We start from the raw sequence: 15,898 nt of genomic DNA, 5'->3' as shown, positions 1-15,898 counted from the left end.
CGCGTCCCTACGCTTCTACGGTGGTGTCCTCCACCACGGCGTTCTGCGCGTTGTTCTTCACCGAGGCGATGCCCTTCTCCATGGTAGCGCTCGAAGCGTACATCTGGCTGCGGCCGATCTCTTGGCCGTTGCTGGCCTTGAGCACGAAGTACGGACGACCGTCCTTGGCGACCCGGCGCTCGAAGTGCTCGTCCATCACGCCGTTGGTGCGCACCGACTCGATGCCGTTGAGTGCGCTCTTCTTCGCCTTGTAGGTCTCGCTGGTGAGAATCGTCTGGCTGTTGCCTGCCTTGAGGTTGAAGGTGAACTCGCCGTTCTTGGCGAGCGCAAGGACGAACTTGCCTGGCATGACGGCTCCTTTCGGGAGAGGGCTATGTCAGGTACGTACCCGAAGGGAGGGGGGGGCGGGCTCCTGTGTCAGTTGCGATTTGCGCATCTTCGACGCGTGTGGTTCGTTGAGGGGACCACGATGAGAAGGAGAGCAATGGTCGCGCACCAGCGGGACTACGACCCGTCGGACCCTGCTTCGATCGAGGCATATGCGAAGCGCCTCGTAGGGCACTGCCTCAGGGACCTTCTTCCAGGTGACCAGCAGATCACGTATCAGTCGGGTGCCGGCAAGGGTGGACTGGGAGACCTGGTCGAGCGTGGATACTTCGGAATCAACCCAGGTAACATCTCAGAGCCTGACTTCACCGAAGCCGGTGTCGAGCTGAAGACGACGCCGGTGAAGCGTGTCGGCAAGAGGCTTCGGGCGAAGGAACGACTCGTGCTGCAGATGATCGATTACGATGTGGTCTGCGGCGAGAACTGGGAGAGCAGCTCCTTCAAGTCGAAGAACGACCTTCTCCTGCTCATGATCTACCTTTGGGAAGAGGGCCGCGCACCGCTCGACTACGTGTTCAAGATTGCGCGGCTCTGGTCGCCCCCAGAGGAGGACCTCGAGATCATCCGTGACGACTGGGAGGCCATCGTCGCGAAGATCCGTGACGGTCGAGCACATGAGTTGTCCGAGGGCGACACGATGTACCTCGCCGCCTGCACGAAGGGTTCGAAAGGCAGCGATCGACGTAGTCAGCCTCACTCCGCCGAGCCTGCCAAGCCTAGAGCATTCTCCTTCAAGGCGAGCTACATGAACTCGGTCATCGAGGAGAGTCTGGAGATGCAGTCCGCGGTCTCCACCGATGAGCTCAGGTCCGGGCGTACTCTCGAGGACGTGGTCCATGAACGCTTCAGACCGTTCATCGGCATGACGGCGCCTGAGATTGCGGAGCAGTTGGATGTACGAGTGAACCGTAGCGCGAAGGCCTTCTACCATCTTCTGACCAAACGCATCCTCGGCGTTGAGCCCGACAGGAAGATCGCTGAGTTCGAGAAGGCCGACATCATCGTGCGGACGATACGGCTGAGACCTGATAGCGTGCCAAAGGAGGCCGTGTCCTTCAAGGCGTTCAGCTACCTCGACCTGATCGGTCAGAACTGGGAGGACTCGGATCTCCGAGAGAATCTCACACGAAGGTTCTTCTTCGTCATCTATCAGTTGGGCGCGGATGGTGTACCCCGCCTGCTGAGAACCCAGTTCTGGACGCCGCCCATTAGAGACGTCGACACACATGCCCGGGAGTGCTTCGAGGCCACCGTGGACCTCATCCGAGAGGACAAGTTGGACTATCTTCCGAGATCAGCAGACGAGGAGATGTGTCATGTACGGCCCCACGGCAGGAACGCCCAGGATACCCTCCCAACGCCTTCTGGAGGGCGTGCGGTGCGTCGTTCCTTCTGGTTGAACCAGCGCTACATGGCGCGGCAGCTCGTCACGAACAGAGACTCCTAAGAGGGGTCCAGGATCCTTGAGAGTCGTGCTATGACCGAGCGCGGCTCCTGCTGCAGCTGGCACTCCCATACCGTGACCACCGTCCATCCCGCACCCTCCAGCTCCGCTGTCTTGCGGGCGTCCCGTTCCACGTTCAGGTCGAACTTCTTCTGCCAGTAATCGACGTGTGACTTCGGAAGTGGCGGCTTGCAGTGTGGACAACGGTGCCAGAAGCAGCCGTTCACGAAGATCGCGACCTTGCGGCCAGGGTAGGCGATGTCCGGGTGGCCGGGAGCCTTCTTCCAGTGGAGCCGGTAGCCGGGGAATCCCGCCTCGCGCAGTAGGCGCCGAAGCTCTACCTCGGGCCTGGTATCACGCCCGCGATTCCCCTTCATCGACCTCGTGACAGCTGCTGAAGTCGGCTCAGGTATCGGTCCCAACTTGCTTGGCACGCTGCTTCGCCTTCTCGTCCAGGCACTCCTTGGCCTCATCCATGATCCGTTTGCCGATGCGCTCAACGACACCTACCACGAGAGCGTTCCCCATCATGAATGCACGCTTCCCGTCGCTCATGCCCGTATCGGTCCAACCCCTCGGGAAGCCGTTCAGCTCCTCGAGCTCCTCAGGGACCAGTCTCCGTAGCCGCCCGTTCTTCGGGTCGAGGATCACATGCTTGAAGCGGGAGGCTGAAGTGCCACCTTCGCCTGTGAGGATCGTGCGTGAGGGTAGGTCCAGCGAGTCGGGGAACGACATCCCACCTTCGGAGTAGTAGTACTGATGTCCGGTGACCTTGTCTGTACGGGGTTCGCGCTTGGGACCCTTCAGGTACTCCCATGTCTCGACCCGTTCAGGCGCGATGTAGAAGCTCTCGGGAACATGATCGGTCTTGGCCACGACCTGGCCGAGGGTGTGACGCTTACCCCGGTAGCTGGGTTCCACCCGCTCGGTCCACACGCTTCCCTCGATCATCACACCGGCGTTCTCGAAGGGTGAGACACGGAGGCCAGTGCCGAACGTCTCGCTCACCACATACGGGTTCGCATCCAGCTGGATGTCGGCTTCGGGAGCGGATAAGGTCTCGAGCCGTTTGCCGCTTGGCGCCTTGACCGGAAGAGCCTTGGCCATGACGCCGTCCCTGTAGAGGCGGCGGATCGGGTGCCACTGGAATCCGCAGTAGTCGAGCTTGTGGGCGTACAAGAAGACGCGACGGCGACGCTGAGGGAACCCGTAGTCGGCTGCGTTCACGACACGCCATTCTGCAACGTATCCAAGTTGCGCCAGGCACGAGAGGATGATCGCGAAGTCGCGTCCGCGCTGGGTGGCCGGCGATTTCAGCAGGCGATCCACGTTCTCGAGCAAGACGAACGGGGGCCTCTTCAACTCGAGCATGTCGTAAATGGACCACCAGAGGACGCCCTTCTTGCCCTGGATGCCCGTGGCCATGGAGAGGGGCTTCGCCACGGAGTAGTCCTGACAAGGGAAGCCGCCAACGAGCAGCTCGATGTTCGGTATTTCGCTGTTCTGGGAGCCCTTGACCACCTCGGCGATGTCGTCGCACACATGGCCCTCATCACCGAAGTGCCTCGCATAGCAGTCAGACGCATGCTGCGTCTTCGTCGATGGCTCCCACTGGTTGCTCCAGACGACTTCCCACCCCGACTTCTCCAGGCCGAGGCGGAAGCCACCGACGCCCGCGAACAACTCGGCTACCCTGAACTGCGGTTCAGATGACATTGACACGCTTCCCGTCGGTATCGAACGTATGTTCAGAGTGTAGCCGATCCTCATGACAAGGATCAACCATCAATCCGAGTCTACTTCAGGTCGAGTGGTGCGCGCTGAGGGGGTTCGGCCATAATCGACCCGTCATCGTTCTCCCGAAAGGCCCCGCCATGGACACCGCTTCCCGCATCGCCGCCAACCACGCCATCTGGCAGCGATGGACGGCGCTGCACGTCCCTTCGGACTTCTACGACGTCGAGGGCTTCATCGCCGATCCCGACTCGAGCCCGTACGACTCGATCGTCTCGGGCCTCGTTGGCGATGACCTCTCCGGTCAGCGGGCGCTCCACCTGCAGTGTCACTTCGGCATGGACACGCTCCGGCTGGTGCGCCTCGGCGCGGAGGCCACCGGGCTCGACTTCTCGTCGGCGGCGGTCGAGGCGGCGCGCGACCTCTCGGCACGTTCGGGCATCCCGGCCACCTTCATCGAGGGCAACGTGCTCGAGCCGCCGGCCGAGCTCCCGGAGAACGCCTTCGACCTGGTCTTCACCTCGTGGGGCGTGATCTCGTGGCTGCCGGATCTCGAGCCGTGGGCGCGGACGATCGCCAGCCGTCTCGCGCCCGGCGGCGTGTTCAAGATCGCCGAGATGCACCCCACCCTGTGGATCTTCGACGATGAGGCCGAGGATCCCGAGCTCCGCATCAAGTACTCGTACTTCGGCCGCGACGCGCTCGAGTGGGAGGAGCGCGGCAGCTATGCGGCGCCTATCGATGAGGTCGTCGGCACGTCGCACTCGTGGCAGCACACCTTCGAGGAGATCATCGGCTCGCTCGTGCGCGCCGGGCTCGTGATCGAGGAGGTGCGCGAGTTCCCGCTCATCGCGTGGCAGTACACGCCGGGGATGGTGGAGCGCGAGGACGGCCTCTTCGGCCTGCCCGACGACATGCCGGAGCTCCCGCTCACCTTCACGCTCACGGCGCGCAAGCCGGTGGGGTAGCCGCCGTCACTGCACCTTGATGAGCGAGTCGGTGGGTGCGTGGGCGTCGGTGAGCAACGGCACGTCGCTCACGGCGACCGGCGCGGTGTAGAGGTCGTTGCCCATCTCGGCGAACCCGTTGATGGTGACCCTGCCGTCCACGCGTGAGGAGATGGCCGTGCGCAGCTCCTGCTCGGTAACCGGCGCGTCGGTGGCAAGCACGATGATGTTGCGGAGCGCGAGGGTGTTGCCGTCCTCGCCCAGGCCGATGGGGAACACCCACAGGTCGCCCCACACCCCCCGGGCCGTCCGGTACATGCTGCGGAACAGGTCGCTCTTCTCGCCCTCCGGCGCCGATATCACGTTGTACGCGAGCACGCCGTCCGGCGCCATCACCGCTTTTACCTCGCGCAGGAACTCGTCGGTGGTGAGGTGGAACGGCAGCGAGTCGGAGTAGTACGCGTCCACGATCACGATGTCGTAGACGTCGTCACTCTCCTGCACGAACCGGCGCGCGTCCTGGGTGAACACGCGGGTGCGTTCGTCCTCGGGCAGCGAGAAGTAGTCCCGCGCCACGTCCACCACCACCGGGTCGATCTCCACCGAGTCCACCATCACGCCGGGGTAGTCGCGCCAGTAGCGCTTGGTGATCGCCCCGCCGCCCAGGCCGAGCACCAGCACGCGTTCCGGCTCGGGGTGCAGCGCGAGCGCAAGGTGCATGTAGTCGGGATACCGGATGCGGCTCTCGAACGGGTCTTCGAGCGAGATCGCGCTTTGGTGCGAGCGGTCGAAGCGCAGGTGCCGCGCCCCGTCGCCCTCGGTCACCGTGATCCGGTGGTACTGCGTGTCGGCCTGGAAGAGGACCGTCTCGCCGTGCTCGTTCATCTCGGGGATCTCCGAGTAGCGCAGCAGCACCATGCCCGAGAGCGCAACGCCCGCGACCGCCAGCACCAGCGTGCCGGGTACCACGACCTTGGCCAGGCGTGCCGAGAGCGGCGAGATGGTCCCCACCATGGTCTCAGGCTTCAGGGCGAGGGCCAGGAGCGCCATGGCCAGCAGACTGATGCCGGTCCACGTCACGAGCGGCTCGAGCGAGAGCATGGGGATGAGCCAGAACGAGGTGGCGAGCGTTCCCGCGATGCTGCCGCCGGTGGACACGGCGTAGAGGTTGCCCGTGGACCTGCCCAGATGCGCCATGCCCTCGCGCGCGGCCAGGCGCACACCGAGCGGAGAGACCATAGCGAGCAGGATCGAGGGGATGAAGTAGATGGCGGTGGCGGCTGCGAGCGAGCCGAGGCGTGGACCGAGGTTCGCGGCCCAAGGCAGGACCGCCTCGGCCACCAGCGGGGCGGCTGCGGTGGCGATCCCGGCTGCGGCGATCACGGGCGGTAGCGACCGCGCCGCGCCAAAGCGGTCGGCCAGCTGACCGCCCAGCGCGTAGCCCATCGAGAGCGCGATCATCACCACCGAGATCACCGCGCCCCACACATAGATGGAGTTGCCGAGGTAGGGGGCGAGCACGCGGGCCGCCACCATCTCGAGCCCCATGAGGGCCGCACCGCACCCGAACACGATGAACCTGAGCACACGCGCCCCTTTCGGCGGGTTGGTTGTGAACAGTGTGCCAGATGCAGGCTTCTGCGTTGCAGATGCGTGTTCCTGCCGAGCGGCCGCTGTGCCCGGGCCGCATTGGGCAGGAACCTTCCATAGGACGATGTCGGACGAGACCCGGTGGTGCGAGCGGCCGCCGGAGAGGAGTGTGCACATGGGCGAGCACAAGAAGCTCACCACGAACTTTGGGATCCCGGTCCCGGACAACCAGAACGCGATGACCGCCGGCCCGCGCGGGCCGATGCTTCTCCAGGACGTGTGGTACCTGGAGAAGCTCGCGCACTTCGACCGTGAGGTCATCCCGGAGCGCCGGATGCACGCAAAGGGCTCGGGCGCGTTCGGCACGTTCACAGTCACAGGCGACATCACGCAGTACACGAAAGCCAAGGTCTTCTCGGAAGTCGGCAAGAAGACCGACCTCTTCGTGCGCTTCTCGACGGTGGCCGGCGAGCGCGGCGCGGCCGACGCTGAGCGTGATATCCGTGGCTTCGCGGTGAAGTTCTACACCGAGGAAGGCAACTGGGACCTCGTGGGCAACAACACGCCCGTGTTCTTCCTGCGGGACCCGCACAACTTCCCCGACCTCAACCGCGCGGTGAAGCGCGACCCGCGCTCCAACCTCCGCTCGGCGCAGAACAACTGGGACTTCTGGACGCTGCTGCCGGAGGCGCTCCACCAGGTCACCATCACGATGAGCGACCGCGGCATCCCTAAGAGCTACCGGCACATGAACGGATATGGCAGCCACACCTTCTCCATGATCAACGCGCAGGACGAGCGCGTGTGGGTGAAGTTCCACTGGGTATGTGAGCAGGGGATCGAGTACCTCACCGATGCCGAGGCCGCCGATATCGTGGCAAGCGACCGTGAGAGCCACCAGCGCGATCTGCTCGAGGCGATCGATCGCGGCGAGTATCCGCGCTGGACGCTCAAGATCCAGGTCATGCCCGAGGCGGACGCGGCCAAGATGCCGTACAACCCGTTCGACCTCACGAAGGTGTGGTACCACGGTGATTACCCGCTGATCGAGGTGGGCGTGATGGAGCTCAACCGCAACCCGGAGAACTACTTCGTGGATGTGGAGCAGGCCGCGTTCAACCCCGCCAACGTGGTGCCGGGCATCAGCTTCTCGCCCGACAAGATGCTGCAGGGTCGTCTCTTCAGCTACGGCGACGCGCAGCGGTATCGCCTCGGCACGAACCACCACCTCATCCCGGTGAACGCCGCCCGCTGCCCCGTGCACGGCTACAGCCGCGACGGCCAGATGCGTGTTGACGACAACTACGGGTCCACGCCCGGCTACGAGCCCAACAGCTACGACGCATGGCAGGGACAGCCGGAGTACAAGAACCCGCCGCTTCCCATCGAAGGCGCGGCCGACATCTGGGACTTCCGCGAGGACGACGACAACTACTACGAGCAGCCGGGCAAGCTCTTCCGGCTCATGACCGCCGATGAGCAGCAGCGTCTCTTTGAGAACACCGCGCGGAACATGGGCGATGCGCCGAAGATGATCAAGACGCGCCACATCGGCAACTGCTACAAGGCCGACCCCGCCTACGGCGAGGGTGTCGCTGCGGCGCTCGGCATCCCCATGAGCGACGTCGAGATGTAGCGCGTGGATTCAGGGGCGGCCGGTCTGCCTCATGCGCTCACGCGAAGGGGTCCGCGGCACGATGCGGACCCCTTCGGCGTCTGGCAGCGCGGGCAGCCCGCTAGACCAGTGACCGATACCAGACGTGCATGCTCTCGATGCGACCGGCGATGTTGGTGTTGTTCACGAGCGTTCCCGCGTGCGCGTAGCCCTGGCGGGCGAACACCCTGTTCATCCCCACCGACGTTGCTCGAGCGATGGTGTACGCCACGTGTTTGCCAGCGTTCGCGGCGTGGACGTCCAGCTCGTGGAGCAGCACGCTCGCCAGGCCGAGACCACGCCTCTCGGGCACGGTGGCGAAGTCGGTCATCTCGCACGTGTGGGGATGGCCCGAGGGTTCTGCCGACGCAGCGGCGACGATCTGGTCGGACACCTCATCACGTATCAGCAGGTAGACGGTCCCGTCGCTCATCGAGTCGCGCACGAACCGCGGGTCGTGTATCGGGAACGGGTAGCTGGCGAAGACGTCTCCGTAGAGTGCGGCAAGCGCCTCCGCATCCGCCGGTGTGGCCACGCAAGATCGCTGGAGACCCGCCGGCAGGGCGGGAGCCGGCGCAGGCCGGGGTAGCGCCCCCGTTAGTGCCGCCGCATCGGCCGTTCGTGCAACCTCGTCCGGGAACCGTTCGATCGCGCGCTCGCGCGAGAGGAACCGCGAACAGAACACGAGGTCGTGCTCTCCCGCACCGCCGGGTACCCGCGCTTCAACGTGGAATCCGGCGACCAGGAAGGGCTGCACGCGGTCCTCGGACACCTTGGCGAACAGCTTGGAGTATCCGTGCTCACCCGCCAGGCGTTCCATCAGCGCCACATCGCCCGCCGCGCTCTCCCCGGTCTTGAGGAGGTATACGCGGTCGCTCAGGTGGCCGTGCTGCACGACCGTATCGCCGATGCGCTCCGTCCGGTCGAGCTGCGTCTCAGCGTGCGGGGTCACAGCTGTGACCGCCATGTCACTCATCAGAGTCGTCGTCCCGCCGCTGCAGACGATGCGTGTTTCCCGGGGTGAGCGAGGTGATCTCCTCGTTCGATCGCATGAGTCCGGCAACACCGCAGGCGGCCGACGCCGGCGCGCTCGGCGCGCTGCGCTCGCAGTCGTCACAGCGCCAGTTGCAGAGCGACCGGTCGTAGGAGGCAGGCTCTACGTAGGTGCAGATGACGCCTTCGTAGTTGCGGAGGATCACCCGGTCGGGAGCCGATGAGATCAGGTAGCTCGGCATCACCGGGATCTTGCCGCCGCCGTGCGGGGCGTCGACCACGTACGTGGGAACGGCAAAGCCGCTCGTGTGGCCCACGAGGCTCTCGATGATCTCGATGCCCTTGCTCACCGGCGTCCGGAAGTGGGACAGGCCCTCGGACAGGTCGCACTGGTAGAGGTAGTACGGGCGCACACGGTTGGCCACAAGACGCTGGACGAGCCTGCGCATGATGCGCGTGCAATCGTTCACACCCGCGAGCAGCACCGACTGGTTCCCGAGCGGGATGCCGGCGTCGGCAAGACGGCTGAGCGCGGCTTCCGCATCAGGCGTCAACTCCTTCGGGTGGTTGAAGTGCGTGTTGACCCACAGCGGCTGGTGCCTGCGCAGCATCGAGCACAGCTCGTCGGTGATGCGATACGGAAGCACGGCCGGCATACGCGTGCCGAGACGCACCACTTCCACGTGCTCGATGTCGTCGAGCGCACTCAGGAGGTCGTCGAGCCGCTCGTCGCTCATCATGAGCGGGTCGCCGCCGGACAGCAGCACGTCGCGCACCGCTGGCGTGGAGCGGATGTAGTCGAGCGCGGCTTCGATCTCGTCGGGCTCGGGGATGCTGTCGATATCACCCACGGTGCGCTTCCGCGTGCAGTGACGGCAGTACATGGAGCACGTGTTGCTCACCCTGAAGAGCACCCGGTCGGGATAGCGATGCGTGATCAGGGGCACGGGGCTGTCGGTGTCCTCGGCAAGTGGATCAGCCATGTCGCAGTCCTGGATGATCAGCTCGTCGGGAGAGGGGAACGCCTGCTTGAAGACGGGGTCGTTCTTGTAGTCGTCCTTGTCCACGAGAGACAGGTAATAGGGGGTTATCGAGAGGGGGAACCGCTCAAGCGTCTGCTCGAGCAGGGTGCGCTCGGCAGAGCCGAACCGATGGCCGAGGTACTCCTCCACCTCTTCGAGCGTCGTTATCGAGGCACGCAGCTGCCAGCGCCAGTCTTGCCACTGAGGGTCGTTCTCCCGCGTGCTCGATCCGGCTGTTGAGAGCTGTGTGTCTGATGGGCGCATATCGATAGAGCCTCCTGTGTTGATCGTTGGCTGACGCGTCCTCGCGCAGTGTGCGCGCGCTACGCGTGTGCTGCAGAGTGGGTCGGCATGTCGCGCGGCGAAGCCTGGTCAGGGGGACGGTGCGGAAGGCCGCAAGGGGGCTCCGACGACACCGTTCCTGCGCTCGGGTATTCGAGCGCCTGGGTAGCGCGGGTCGCGTTCCGGACCTCTCGATTATAGCGTATGGGTCCTCCGCACCCGGTCTGAGCGGCCCTGATGGGCGGTGATGTGCGCCTGTCGCTCCCATGGGGGATACTGACGAATGGACGCTGTTGCGCCGGCGCTGTGCGTCCGCGCCCGATCCGAAAGGGGTCCCGCATGTCTGAGCCGCTACCCGGATTGCTCCTCGGCAAGAACACCGCCGATGAGGAGGTCCGCCTGCTCCCCGCGATGGCCAACCGGCACGGTCTTGTGGCCGGGGCCACCGGCACGGGTAAGACGGTGACCCTTCAGGTGCTCGCCGAGTCGTTCTCGTCGATCGGCGTGCCGGTGTTCGCCGCCGACATGAAGGGCGACCTCTCGGGCATCTCGCAGGCGGGCGGCGACCACAAGAAGGTGACCGAGCGTCTCGAACTGCTCGGACTCACCGACACCTGGGGCTTCCACGGCTCCCCGGTGACGTTCTGGGACGTCTTCGGCGAGCAGGGACACCCCGTGCGCACGACCGTCTCCGAGGTGGGGCCGCTGCTCCTCGGCAGGATGCTCAACCTGAACGACATCCAGGAGGCCGTGCTCACCGTCACCTTCCGCGTGGCCGACGAGAACGGTCTGTTGCTGCTCGACATCAAGGACCTGCGGGCGATGCTCAAGTACGTTGCCGACAACGCCCGCGAGATCGGCACCACGTACGGCAACATCTCCCCGGCGAGCGTGGGCGCCATCCAGCGCGCGCTGCTCACGCTCGAGGAGCAGGGCGGTGACCGCTTCTTCGGTGAGCCTGCGCTCGACCTCTTCGACTTCATCCAGACCGACAGCAACGGCAAGGGCATCGTGAACATCCTCGCCGCCGACCGGCTGATGAGCTCGCCGCGCCTCTACTCCACGATGCTGCTGTGGCTGCTCTCGGAGCTCTTCGAGCGGCTGCCCGAGGCGGGGGACCTCCCCAAGCCCAAGCTGGTGTTCTTCTTCGACGAAGCGCACATGCTCTTCGACGACGCTCCCGACGCGCTCCTCACCAAGATCGAGCAGGTGGTGCGACTCATCCGTTCCAAGGGCGTGGGCGTCTACTTCGTCACACAGAACCCCGTCGACATCCCCGACACGGTCCTCGGCCAGTGCGGCAACAAGGTGCAGCACGCGCTGCGCGCCTACACTCCGCGCGAGCAGAAGGCCGTGAAAGCGATGGCCGAGACGTTCCGTACCAACCCCGATGTGGACGTGGAGACGGTGGTCACCGAGCTCAAGGTGGGCGAGGCGTTGGTGTCGGTCCTGCAGGCCGACGGGTCGCCCATGCCGGTGCAGCGCACGATGATGGTGTCGCCGCACGGACGGATCGGCGCGATCGCCCCGGCCGAGCGCCAGGCGGCCATCGCCGGCTCGCTGGTGGCAGGGCACTACGAGGCTGCCGTGGATCGCGAGAGCGCACACGAGGTGCTCAAAGCGCGCGCGGAGGCAGCCATCGCAGCCGAGGAGCAGGCTGCCGCCGCGGCGGAGGCGGCCGAACTCGAGGTGAAGGTGCCCAAGGCGGAGTCGGGGCCGTTCAGGAAGACGAGCACGTCCTCGCGCAAGGACACGCCGCTGGAGGCGTTCACCAAGAGCGCTACACGCGCGATCGGCAGCCAGGTGGGACGGCAGATAGCGCGTGGCATCCTGGGTACCATCCTGGGGTCGAAGCGATAGCGCTCTCGCCGGATGTGGCGGAGCGAGACGGTAAGGAGTGGGATCACGATGAGTGACGAACAGGAGACCACAGGGCAGCAGACCGGGGCGACGCCGGGTCAGGGAACGGCCGAGGCCACCCAGGAGCAGCGCTCGGAGGCGACACAGGCCTGGCGCGAGGTGGTGACCGAGCTCGACGCGCTCGGAGACGCTCTCGGCAGATGGCTCAGGGCCGCCGTGAACGACCCCGAGAACAAGCAGCGGCTCGAGGATCTGTCCGGGCGGCTGGAGGGGCTCGCCAACGACGTGAGCGGCACCGTGAAGGGCGCCGTGGACACCGACGTGGGACAGTCCTTCAAGGACGCCGCCGACAAGACCGGCGAGGCGTTCAAGGCCGCAGGAGAGCGGGTTTCCGAGGAGGTCGGACCGCGGCTCGCGGGAGCGTTCAAGACGATGGGCGACAAGCTCCGGAATGCCGCTGACAAGATGGAGTCGAAGGCGGACGAGGTCGTGCCGGAGGAGTCCCCGGCATCCGGTGGACCGACCACTGAGAGCGGCGAACCCGACCAGACCGACTGATCGACAACGGAGACCTGCATGCCCCGGTGTTCCTACCACCCCAACGTTGAGACGAACGTACGATGCGTCGAGTGTGAACGGCCTATCTGCCCCAAAGACTTCGTGTCCACGCCCGTCGGCTACAAGTGCCCCGATTGCGCGCGGCAACTGCCCTCGGCCCGGCGCACCGTGAAGCCACGGCAGCTTGCGCTGGCAACGCTCGCCGCGCTCGGTGTGGGTGTGGGCGGCATGTTCCTGGTGGGTCTGCTCGGCATCGGCTACTGGATCGTCACGATCCTGCTCGGCATGCTCACGGGAGAGGCGGCGCGCCGGGCGTCGGGCGGCCACCGCACCCGCCCGATCGCGGCGGTTGCGGGCATCGGCATGGTCCTGGGCGCGATCCTCAGCGGCGCCGGGTTCGTGGCGATGGTGCTGGGCGCCGCTGCCGCCTCGGTGTCCGTGCTCTCGGGAAGGTGGTGAGGCGCGTGTCGGCGCCGGTACTCGCTACGTTCAAGCCCGCCCGCTCGTACGGGTGGGTGTGGCTGCTCGCGATCCTCCTGTTGGTGGCTGCGTCAGTGCTGCCGGTGTTCCTCCTCGGCGATATCCCACCTGACGAGCGCATCGCCATCTGGATCACGATCGCGATCATGGTGCCGTTGATCGCGTTCCTGCTGGTCACGCTCGCCTCGATCCCTGCGATGCGATACGACCTCACCAACGACGAGCTGCTGCTCTCGTGCGGACCGCTCTATCGCTATCGGGTCCCGTACGCCGAGGTCATCGATGTCCGCCGGACCACGCTCACGCCCACGCTCTGGTCGAGCATGCGGATGCCCGGGCTGGCGCTCGGTGGCGTGATGTACGCCGACATCGGCACGGTGAAGATGTGCGCCACCCGCATGTCGCGCGACATCTTGCTGGTGACCGCCGGAAAGCGCCGCTACGGGCTCACGCCGGCCGATGAGGCGGGCTTCATGGCCACGCTTGCGCCGCTCTTGCCGCCTCAGCAGCACGCCACGGAGCGCTGACGTGCATCCGATCGTGCCGATGGCGGTCATCACCGTCGGCTTCTCCGCTCTCTTGTGGTGCGGCATGCTGTGGCTGTACTCGGGGCGCACCATGCGGTTCGTTCGGCTGGTCTGGTTCGGCGTCCCGCTCTCGGCGATTGTGAACCTGCTCGTGAAGGGCCCGCTCGGTGCAGGCGTGGGCGATCTCGCCGGGATCGAACCGGGACTCGGGCTCGATACACCGGTGTGGTTCCTTATCTTCCTGTTCCTGCTGGCGCCGGTCTTTGAGGAGCTCATCAAGGCGATGCCGGCCGTGTTGCCGCAGGTGCGACGGCGGATGGGGACGGAAGGCGACGCGCTCTGGACCGGCATGGCCCTCGGCATGGGATTCGGTCTGGGCGAGGCGATCTACCTCGCCTGGCAGGTGGTGGCCGCCGGCGCGTACGCGGAGTACCCGTGGTATGCGTTCACCGGCTTCTTCGGTGAGCGGCTGCTCGTGGTGTTCATGCACGCGATGATGACGGGAGTCCTCTTCCGCATCGCACAGCGGGGCCGGCCCGTCCTCGGCTACCTGGCGGCGGTCGGCCTGCACGCGCTGCTTAACTCGGGCGCCATGCTCTACCAGCTCGAACTCGCCCCTGGCTGGGCGGCCAATGCAGCCCTTGGCGTGATGCTGGTCGCATTCGCGCTGCTCTTCGAGCGCATCCGGCCCAAGCGAGCCGCGGCCGAGCGTTCCGAGGACACCGTGTACTACTCGTCGGGGCAGTAGCCGACGCTGCCCGGTATGAGCCGCGCGGCGACCGTTCGCGGTACCATCGAGGCGATCGGAGGGCCAATGACCGAGCGCGCGACCATACGCTTCGAGCCGGGGGACCGCAGTGTCACCGTCCCGGTAGGCTCCACGCTGCTCGAGGCTGCACGCGCCGCCGGCGTGGAGATCGACGCTCCGTGCGGCGGTACGGGGCGGTGCGGCTCGTGCAGGGTCCGCGCGAGCGGCTCGCTGGCACCGCTCAGCGGCGACGAGCGTGAACTGCTCGGCGGAGCGGGTGTTGCGATGGGCAAGCGCCTCGCCTGCCGGGCGAGGGTGACCGGCGATGCGACGGTCCTGCTCGACGAGGCTCCCCGGGAGGCGCGCGTGCTTGCTTCGGCCCGGGAGCGCGAGGTGACGGTGGAGCCGCCCGAGGCACGGGGGATCGAGCGCGAGGGCCGCGCCATAGGTGCGACCGTGGACGTGGGGACCACCACCGTGGCCGCGCAACTCGTGGATCTGCGCACCGGCGATGTGATCGCGTCTTCTGGGGCGCTCAACGAGCAGCGGGTGTTCGGCGCGGACGTGCTCTCGCGGGTCGCGTACTCGGCAGGCGGCATCGACTCGCGTCTCCACACGATGATCGCAGGACAGGTGGACGCGCTTCTCGGCGAGATGCTCGCACATGCGGAGATCGACCCCGCCGATCTCGTGGAGGCGGTGGCCGTAGGGAACGTGGCCATGACCGGCCTCCTGCTGGGCGAGGATGTCTCCGCGCTGGGGGAGGCGCCGTACGAGGGGGCGCCCACCGGCGAGGCCGCGGTGTCGGGGGAGGCGGCGGGGCTTGCGGGCTTCCCCTCGCTGCGGTTGCTGGTGCCGCCGGCACCTTCGGCGTTCATCGGATCGGACATCACGGCCGGTATGCTGGCCACTGCCCTTGCCGACCGGGTGACCGCCACGTTGTACGTGGACCTCGGCACCAACGGCGAGATCGTCCTGGCCGCGCGCGGGAACTTGCTCGCGGCCTCCACGGCGGCCGGACCCGCGCTGGAGGGCGCCTCGATCGAGTGCGGGATGCGGGCCGAGCCCGGCGCCATCGAGCAGGTCGAGCTCGTGGACGGCGCGCTGCGTTTCCGGGTCATCGGCGAACGGCGGCCTACGGGCATCTGCGGGAGCGGACTCCTCGACCTGGTGGCGGCGCTGCTCGACGCCGGTGTGCTCGACGCAAGCGGCCGGCTGGTGGACAGCGTGGGTCATCCTCTGCGCGAGTGGCTCACCGAGCGGGAGGGCGTACGCGCATTCGTCGTGGACTCCGGGGCCGACATCGTGCTCACCCAGCGCGACATCCGTCAGGTGCAGCTCGCGCTCGGCGCGGTCCGCGCAGGCATCGAGATCCTTCTTGCCGAGGCGCCGCTCGAACCCTCGGCCGTGGCGAGCGTGGTGATCGCCGGAGGCTTCGGATACCACGTCCGCACGTCCTCGCTCGTTCGGGTGGGGCTGTTCCCGCCGGCGTGGTTGGACCGCATCACGTTCGAGGGGAACGCCGCACTCACCGGGGCCCGGATGATGCTCCTGGGCACGGCCGCCCGTGAGAAGGCCCGCACGGTTGCCGAGAGAGTGCGTACGCTCGACCTCGCGGCGCACCCCGGGTTCCAGCAGCGCTTCCTCGACGCTCTCAGCTTCTCCGCCTGAG

15 protein-coding genes are annotated in these 15,898 nt (G+C 66.4%); 9 read left to right on the top strand and 6 right to left on the bottom strand.

Going from position 1 to position 15,898, the window contains the following annotated elements; all coding sequences use genetic code 11:
* Nucleotides 1–7: 7 nt before the first annotated feature.
* Entirely contained in the window at nt 8–349 is a 342-nt protein-coding gene (locus tag MSB02_RS05950; protein ID WP_267194317.1) for a YegP family protein, read from the bottom strand.
* A gap of 24 nt (nt 350–373) precedes the next feature.
* On the opposite strand from MSB02_RS05950, the gene MSB02_RS05945 reads away from it, so the two are divergent.
* Nucleotides 374–1,834 carry a Sau3AI family type II restriction endonuclease gene (locus tag MSB02_RS05945; RefSeq protein ID WP_267194316.1) on the top strand — a complete coding sequence of 487 codons (1,461 nt, stop codon included), beginning with the start codon at nt 374–376 and terminating at the stop codon, nt 1,832–1,834.
* Here MSB02_RS05945 and MSB02_RS05940 read toward each other — a convergent pair.
* Both MSB02_RS05940 and dcm read right to left on the bottom strand, forming a co-directional pair.
* Nucleotides 1,831–2,304, bottom strand: a complete 474-nt coding sequence (locus MSB02_RS05940; protein WP_323748506.1) for a very short patch repair endonuclease — start codon at nt 2,302–2,304, stop codon at nt 1,831–1,833. The two genes, MSB02_RS05945 and MSB02_RS05940, sit on opposite strands and share 4 nt — an antisense overlap.
* The gene (gene dcm, locus MSB02_RS05935) at nt 2,237–3,547 is read right to left on the bottom strand and encodes a DNA (cytosine-5-)-methyltransferase (RefSeq protein ID WP_267194314.1); all 1,311 of its coding nucleotides are present in this window, start codon (nt 3,545–3,547) and stop codon (nt 2,237–2,239) included. Before dcm ends, MSB02_RS05940 begins: the two co-directional genes overlap by 68 nt.
* A 158-nt stretch (nt 3,548–3,705) precedes the next feature.
* Here dcm and MSB02_RS05930 point away from each other — a divergent pair, with 158 nt between their 5' ends.
* The gene (locus MSB02_RS05930; protein WP_267194313.1) at nt 3,706–4,533 is read left to right on the top strand and encodes a class I SAM-dependent methyltransferase; all 828 of its coding nucleotides are present in this window, start codon (nt 3,706–3,708) and stop codon (nt 4,531–4,533) included.
* Nucleotides 4,534–4,539: 6 nt separating this feature from the next.
* On the opposite strand, the gene MSB02_RS05925 is transcribed toward MSB02_RS05930, so the two are convergent.
* Nucleotides 4,540–6,099 carry a spermidine synthase gene (locus tag MSB02_RS05925; RefSeq protein WP_267194312.1) on the bottom strand — a complete coding sequence of 520 codons (1,560 nt, stop codon included), beginning with the start codon at nt 6,097–6,099 and terminating at the stop codon, nt 4,540–4,542.
* A 178-nt stretch (nt 6,100–6,277) separates the two neighbouring features.
* Between MSB02_RS05925 and MSB02_RS05920 the strand changes: the two genes are divergently transcribed.
* The gene (locus tag MSB02_RS05920) at nt 6,278–7,738 is read left to right on the top strand and encodes a catalase (RefSeq protein ID WP_267194311.1); all 1,461 of its coding nucleotides are present in this window, start codon (nt 6,278–6,280) and stop codon (nt 7,736–7,738) included.
* Between the two features lie 100 nt (nt 7,739–7,838).
* Here the strand turns inward: MSB02_RS05920 and ablB are convergent, their stop codons facing one another.
* Nucleotides 7,839–8,732, bottom strand: a complete 894-nt coding sequence (gene ablB / locus MSB02_RS05915; RefSeq protein ID WP_267194310.1) for a putative beta-lysine N-acetyltransferase — start codon at nt 8,730–8,732, stop codon at nt 7,839–7,841.
* Complete coding sequence (gene kamA, locus MSB02_RS05910) at nt 8,725–10,035, bottom strand: lysine 2,3-aminomutase (protein ID WP_267194309.1); 1,311 nt, start codon at nt 10,033–10,035, stop codon at nt 8,725–8,727. The genes ablB and kamA overlap by 8 nt, the downstream gene beginning before the upstream one ends.
* Before the next feature lie 357 nt (nt 10,036–10,392).
* On the opposite strand from kamA, the gene MSB02_RS05905 reads away from it, so the two are divergent.
* The 6 genes from MSB02_RS05905 to MSB02_RS05880 all read left to right on the top strand — a co-directional run bounded on the left by MSB02_RS05905 (nt 10,393) and on the right by MSB02_RS05880 (nt 15,897).
* Nucleotides 10,393–11,913 carry a helicase HerA-like domain-containing protein gene (locus tag MSB02_RS05905; protein WP_267194308.1) on the top strand — a complete coding sequence of 507 codons (1,521 nt, stop codon included), beginning with the start codon at nt 10,393–10,395 and terminating at the stop codon, nt 11,911–11,913.
* Nucleotides 11,914–11,961: 48 nt separating this feature from the next.
* Nucleotides 11,962–12,471, top strand: coding sequence for a hypothetical protein (locus tag MSB02_RS05900; RefSeq protein WP_267194307.1), 510 nt, complete (start codon nt 11,962–11,964; stop codon nt 12,469–12,471).
* A gap of 18 nt (nt 12,472–12,489) precedes the next feature.
* Nucleotides 12,490–12,930 carry a hypothetical protein gene (locus MSB02_RS05895; protein ID WP_267194306.1) on the top strand — a complete coding sequence of 147 codons (441 nt, stop codon included), beginning with the start codon at nt 12,490–12,492 and terminating at the stop codon, nt 12,928–12,930.
* Between the two features lie 5 nt (nt 12,931–12,935).
* Nucleotides 12,936–13,478, top strand: coding sequence for a PH domain-containing protein (locus tag MSB02_RS05890; protein WP_267194305.1), 543 nt, complete (start codon nt 12,936–12,938; stop codon nt 13,476–13,478).
* Nucleotide 13,479: 1 nt separating this feature from the next.
* Complete coding sequence (locus MSB02_RS05885; protein WP_267194304.1) at nt 13,480–14,226, top strand: PrsW family glutamic-type intramembrane protease; 747 nt, start codon at nt 13,480–13,482, stop codon at nt 14,224–14,226.
* 66 nt (nt 14,227–14,292) lie between these two features.
* The gene (locus tag MSB02_RS05880; RefSeq protein ID WP_267194303.1) at nt 14,293–15,897 is read left to right on the top strand and encodes an ASKHA domain-containing protein; all 1,605 of its coding nucleotides are present in this window, start codon (nt 14,293–14,295) and stop codon (nt 15,895–15,897) included.
* The last annotated feature ends 1 nt before the right edge of the window (nt 15,898 follow it).

The organism is Anaerosoma tenue (assembly GCF_023161965.1).
GTDB lineage: Bacteria > Actinomycetota > Coriobacteriia > Anaerosomatales > Anaerosomataceae > Anaerosoma > Anaerosoma tenue.
Note: the sequence above shows the minus strand (reverse complement) of the source record. Positions and strands in the feature narration are given on the sequence as shown.

Excerpts from the sequence above, each read along its gene's own strand:
- MSB02_RS05950 (WP_267194317.1), bottom strand. The coding sequence starts at position 349 with ATGCCAGGCAAGTTCGTCCTTGCGCTCGCCAAGAACGGCGAGTTCACC.
- MSB02_RS05945 (WP_267194316.1), top strand. The coding sequence starts at position 374 with ATGTCAGGTACGTACCCGAAGGGAGGGGGGGGCGGGCTCCTGTGTCAG.
- MSB02_RS05940 (WP_323748506.1), bottom strand. The coding sequence starts at position 2,304 with ATGAGGCCAAGGAGTGCCTGGACGAGAAGGCGAAGCAGCGTGCCAAGC.
- dcm (WP_267194314.1), bottom strand. The coding sequence starts at position 3,547 with ATGTCATCTGAACCGCAGTTCAGGGTAGCCGAGTTGTTCGCGGGCGTC.
- MSB02_RS05930 (WP_267194313.1), top strand. The coding sequence starts at position 3,706 with ATGGACACCGCTTCCCGCATCGCCGCCAACCACGCCATCTGGCAGCGA.
- MSB02_RS05920 (WP_267194311.1), top strand. The coding sequence starts at position 6,278 with ATGGGCGAGCACAAGAAGCTCACCACGAACTTTGGGATCCCGGTCCCG.
- ablB (WP_267194310.1), bottom strand. The coding sequence starts at position 8,732 with ATGAGTGACATGGCGGTCACAGCTGTGACCCCGCACGCTGAGACGCAG.
- kamA (WP_267194309.1), bottom strand. The coding sequence starts at position 10,035 with ATGCGCCCATCAGACACACAGCTCTCAACAGCCGGATCGAGCACGCGG.
- MSB02_RS05905 (WP_267194308.1), top strand. The coding sequence starts at position 10,393 with ATGTCTGAGCCGCTACCCGGATTGCTCCTCGGCAAGAACACCGCCGAT.
- MSB02_RS05900 (WP_267194307.1), top strand. The coding sequence starts at position 11,962 with ATGAGTGACGAACAGGAGACCACAGGGCAGCAGACCGGGGCGACGCCG.
- MSB02_RS05895 (WP_267194306.1), top strand. The coding sequence starts at position 12,490 with ATGCCCCGGTGTTCCTACCACCCCAACGTTGAGACGAACGTACGATGC.
- MSB02_RS05880 (WP_267194303.1), top strand. The coding sequence starts at position 14,293 with ATGACCGAGCGCGCGACCATACGCTTCGAGCCGGGGGACCGCAGTGTC.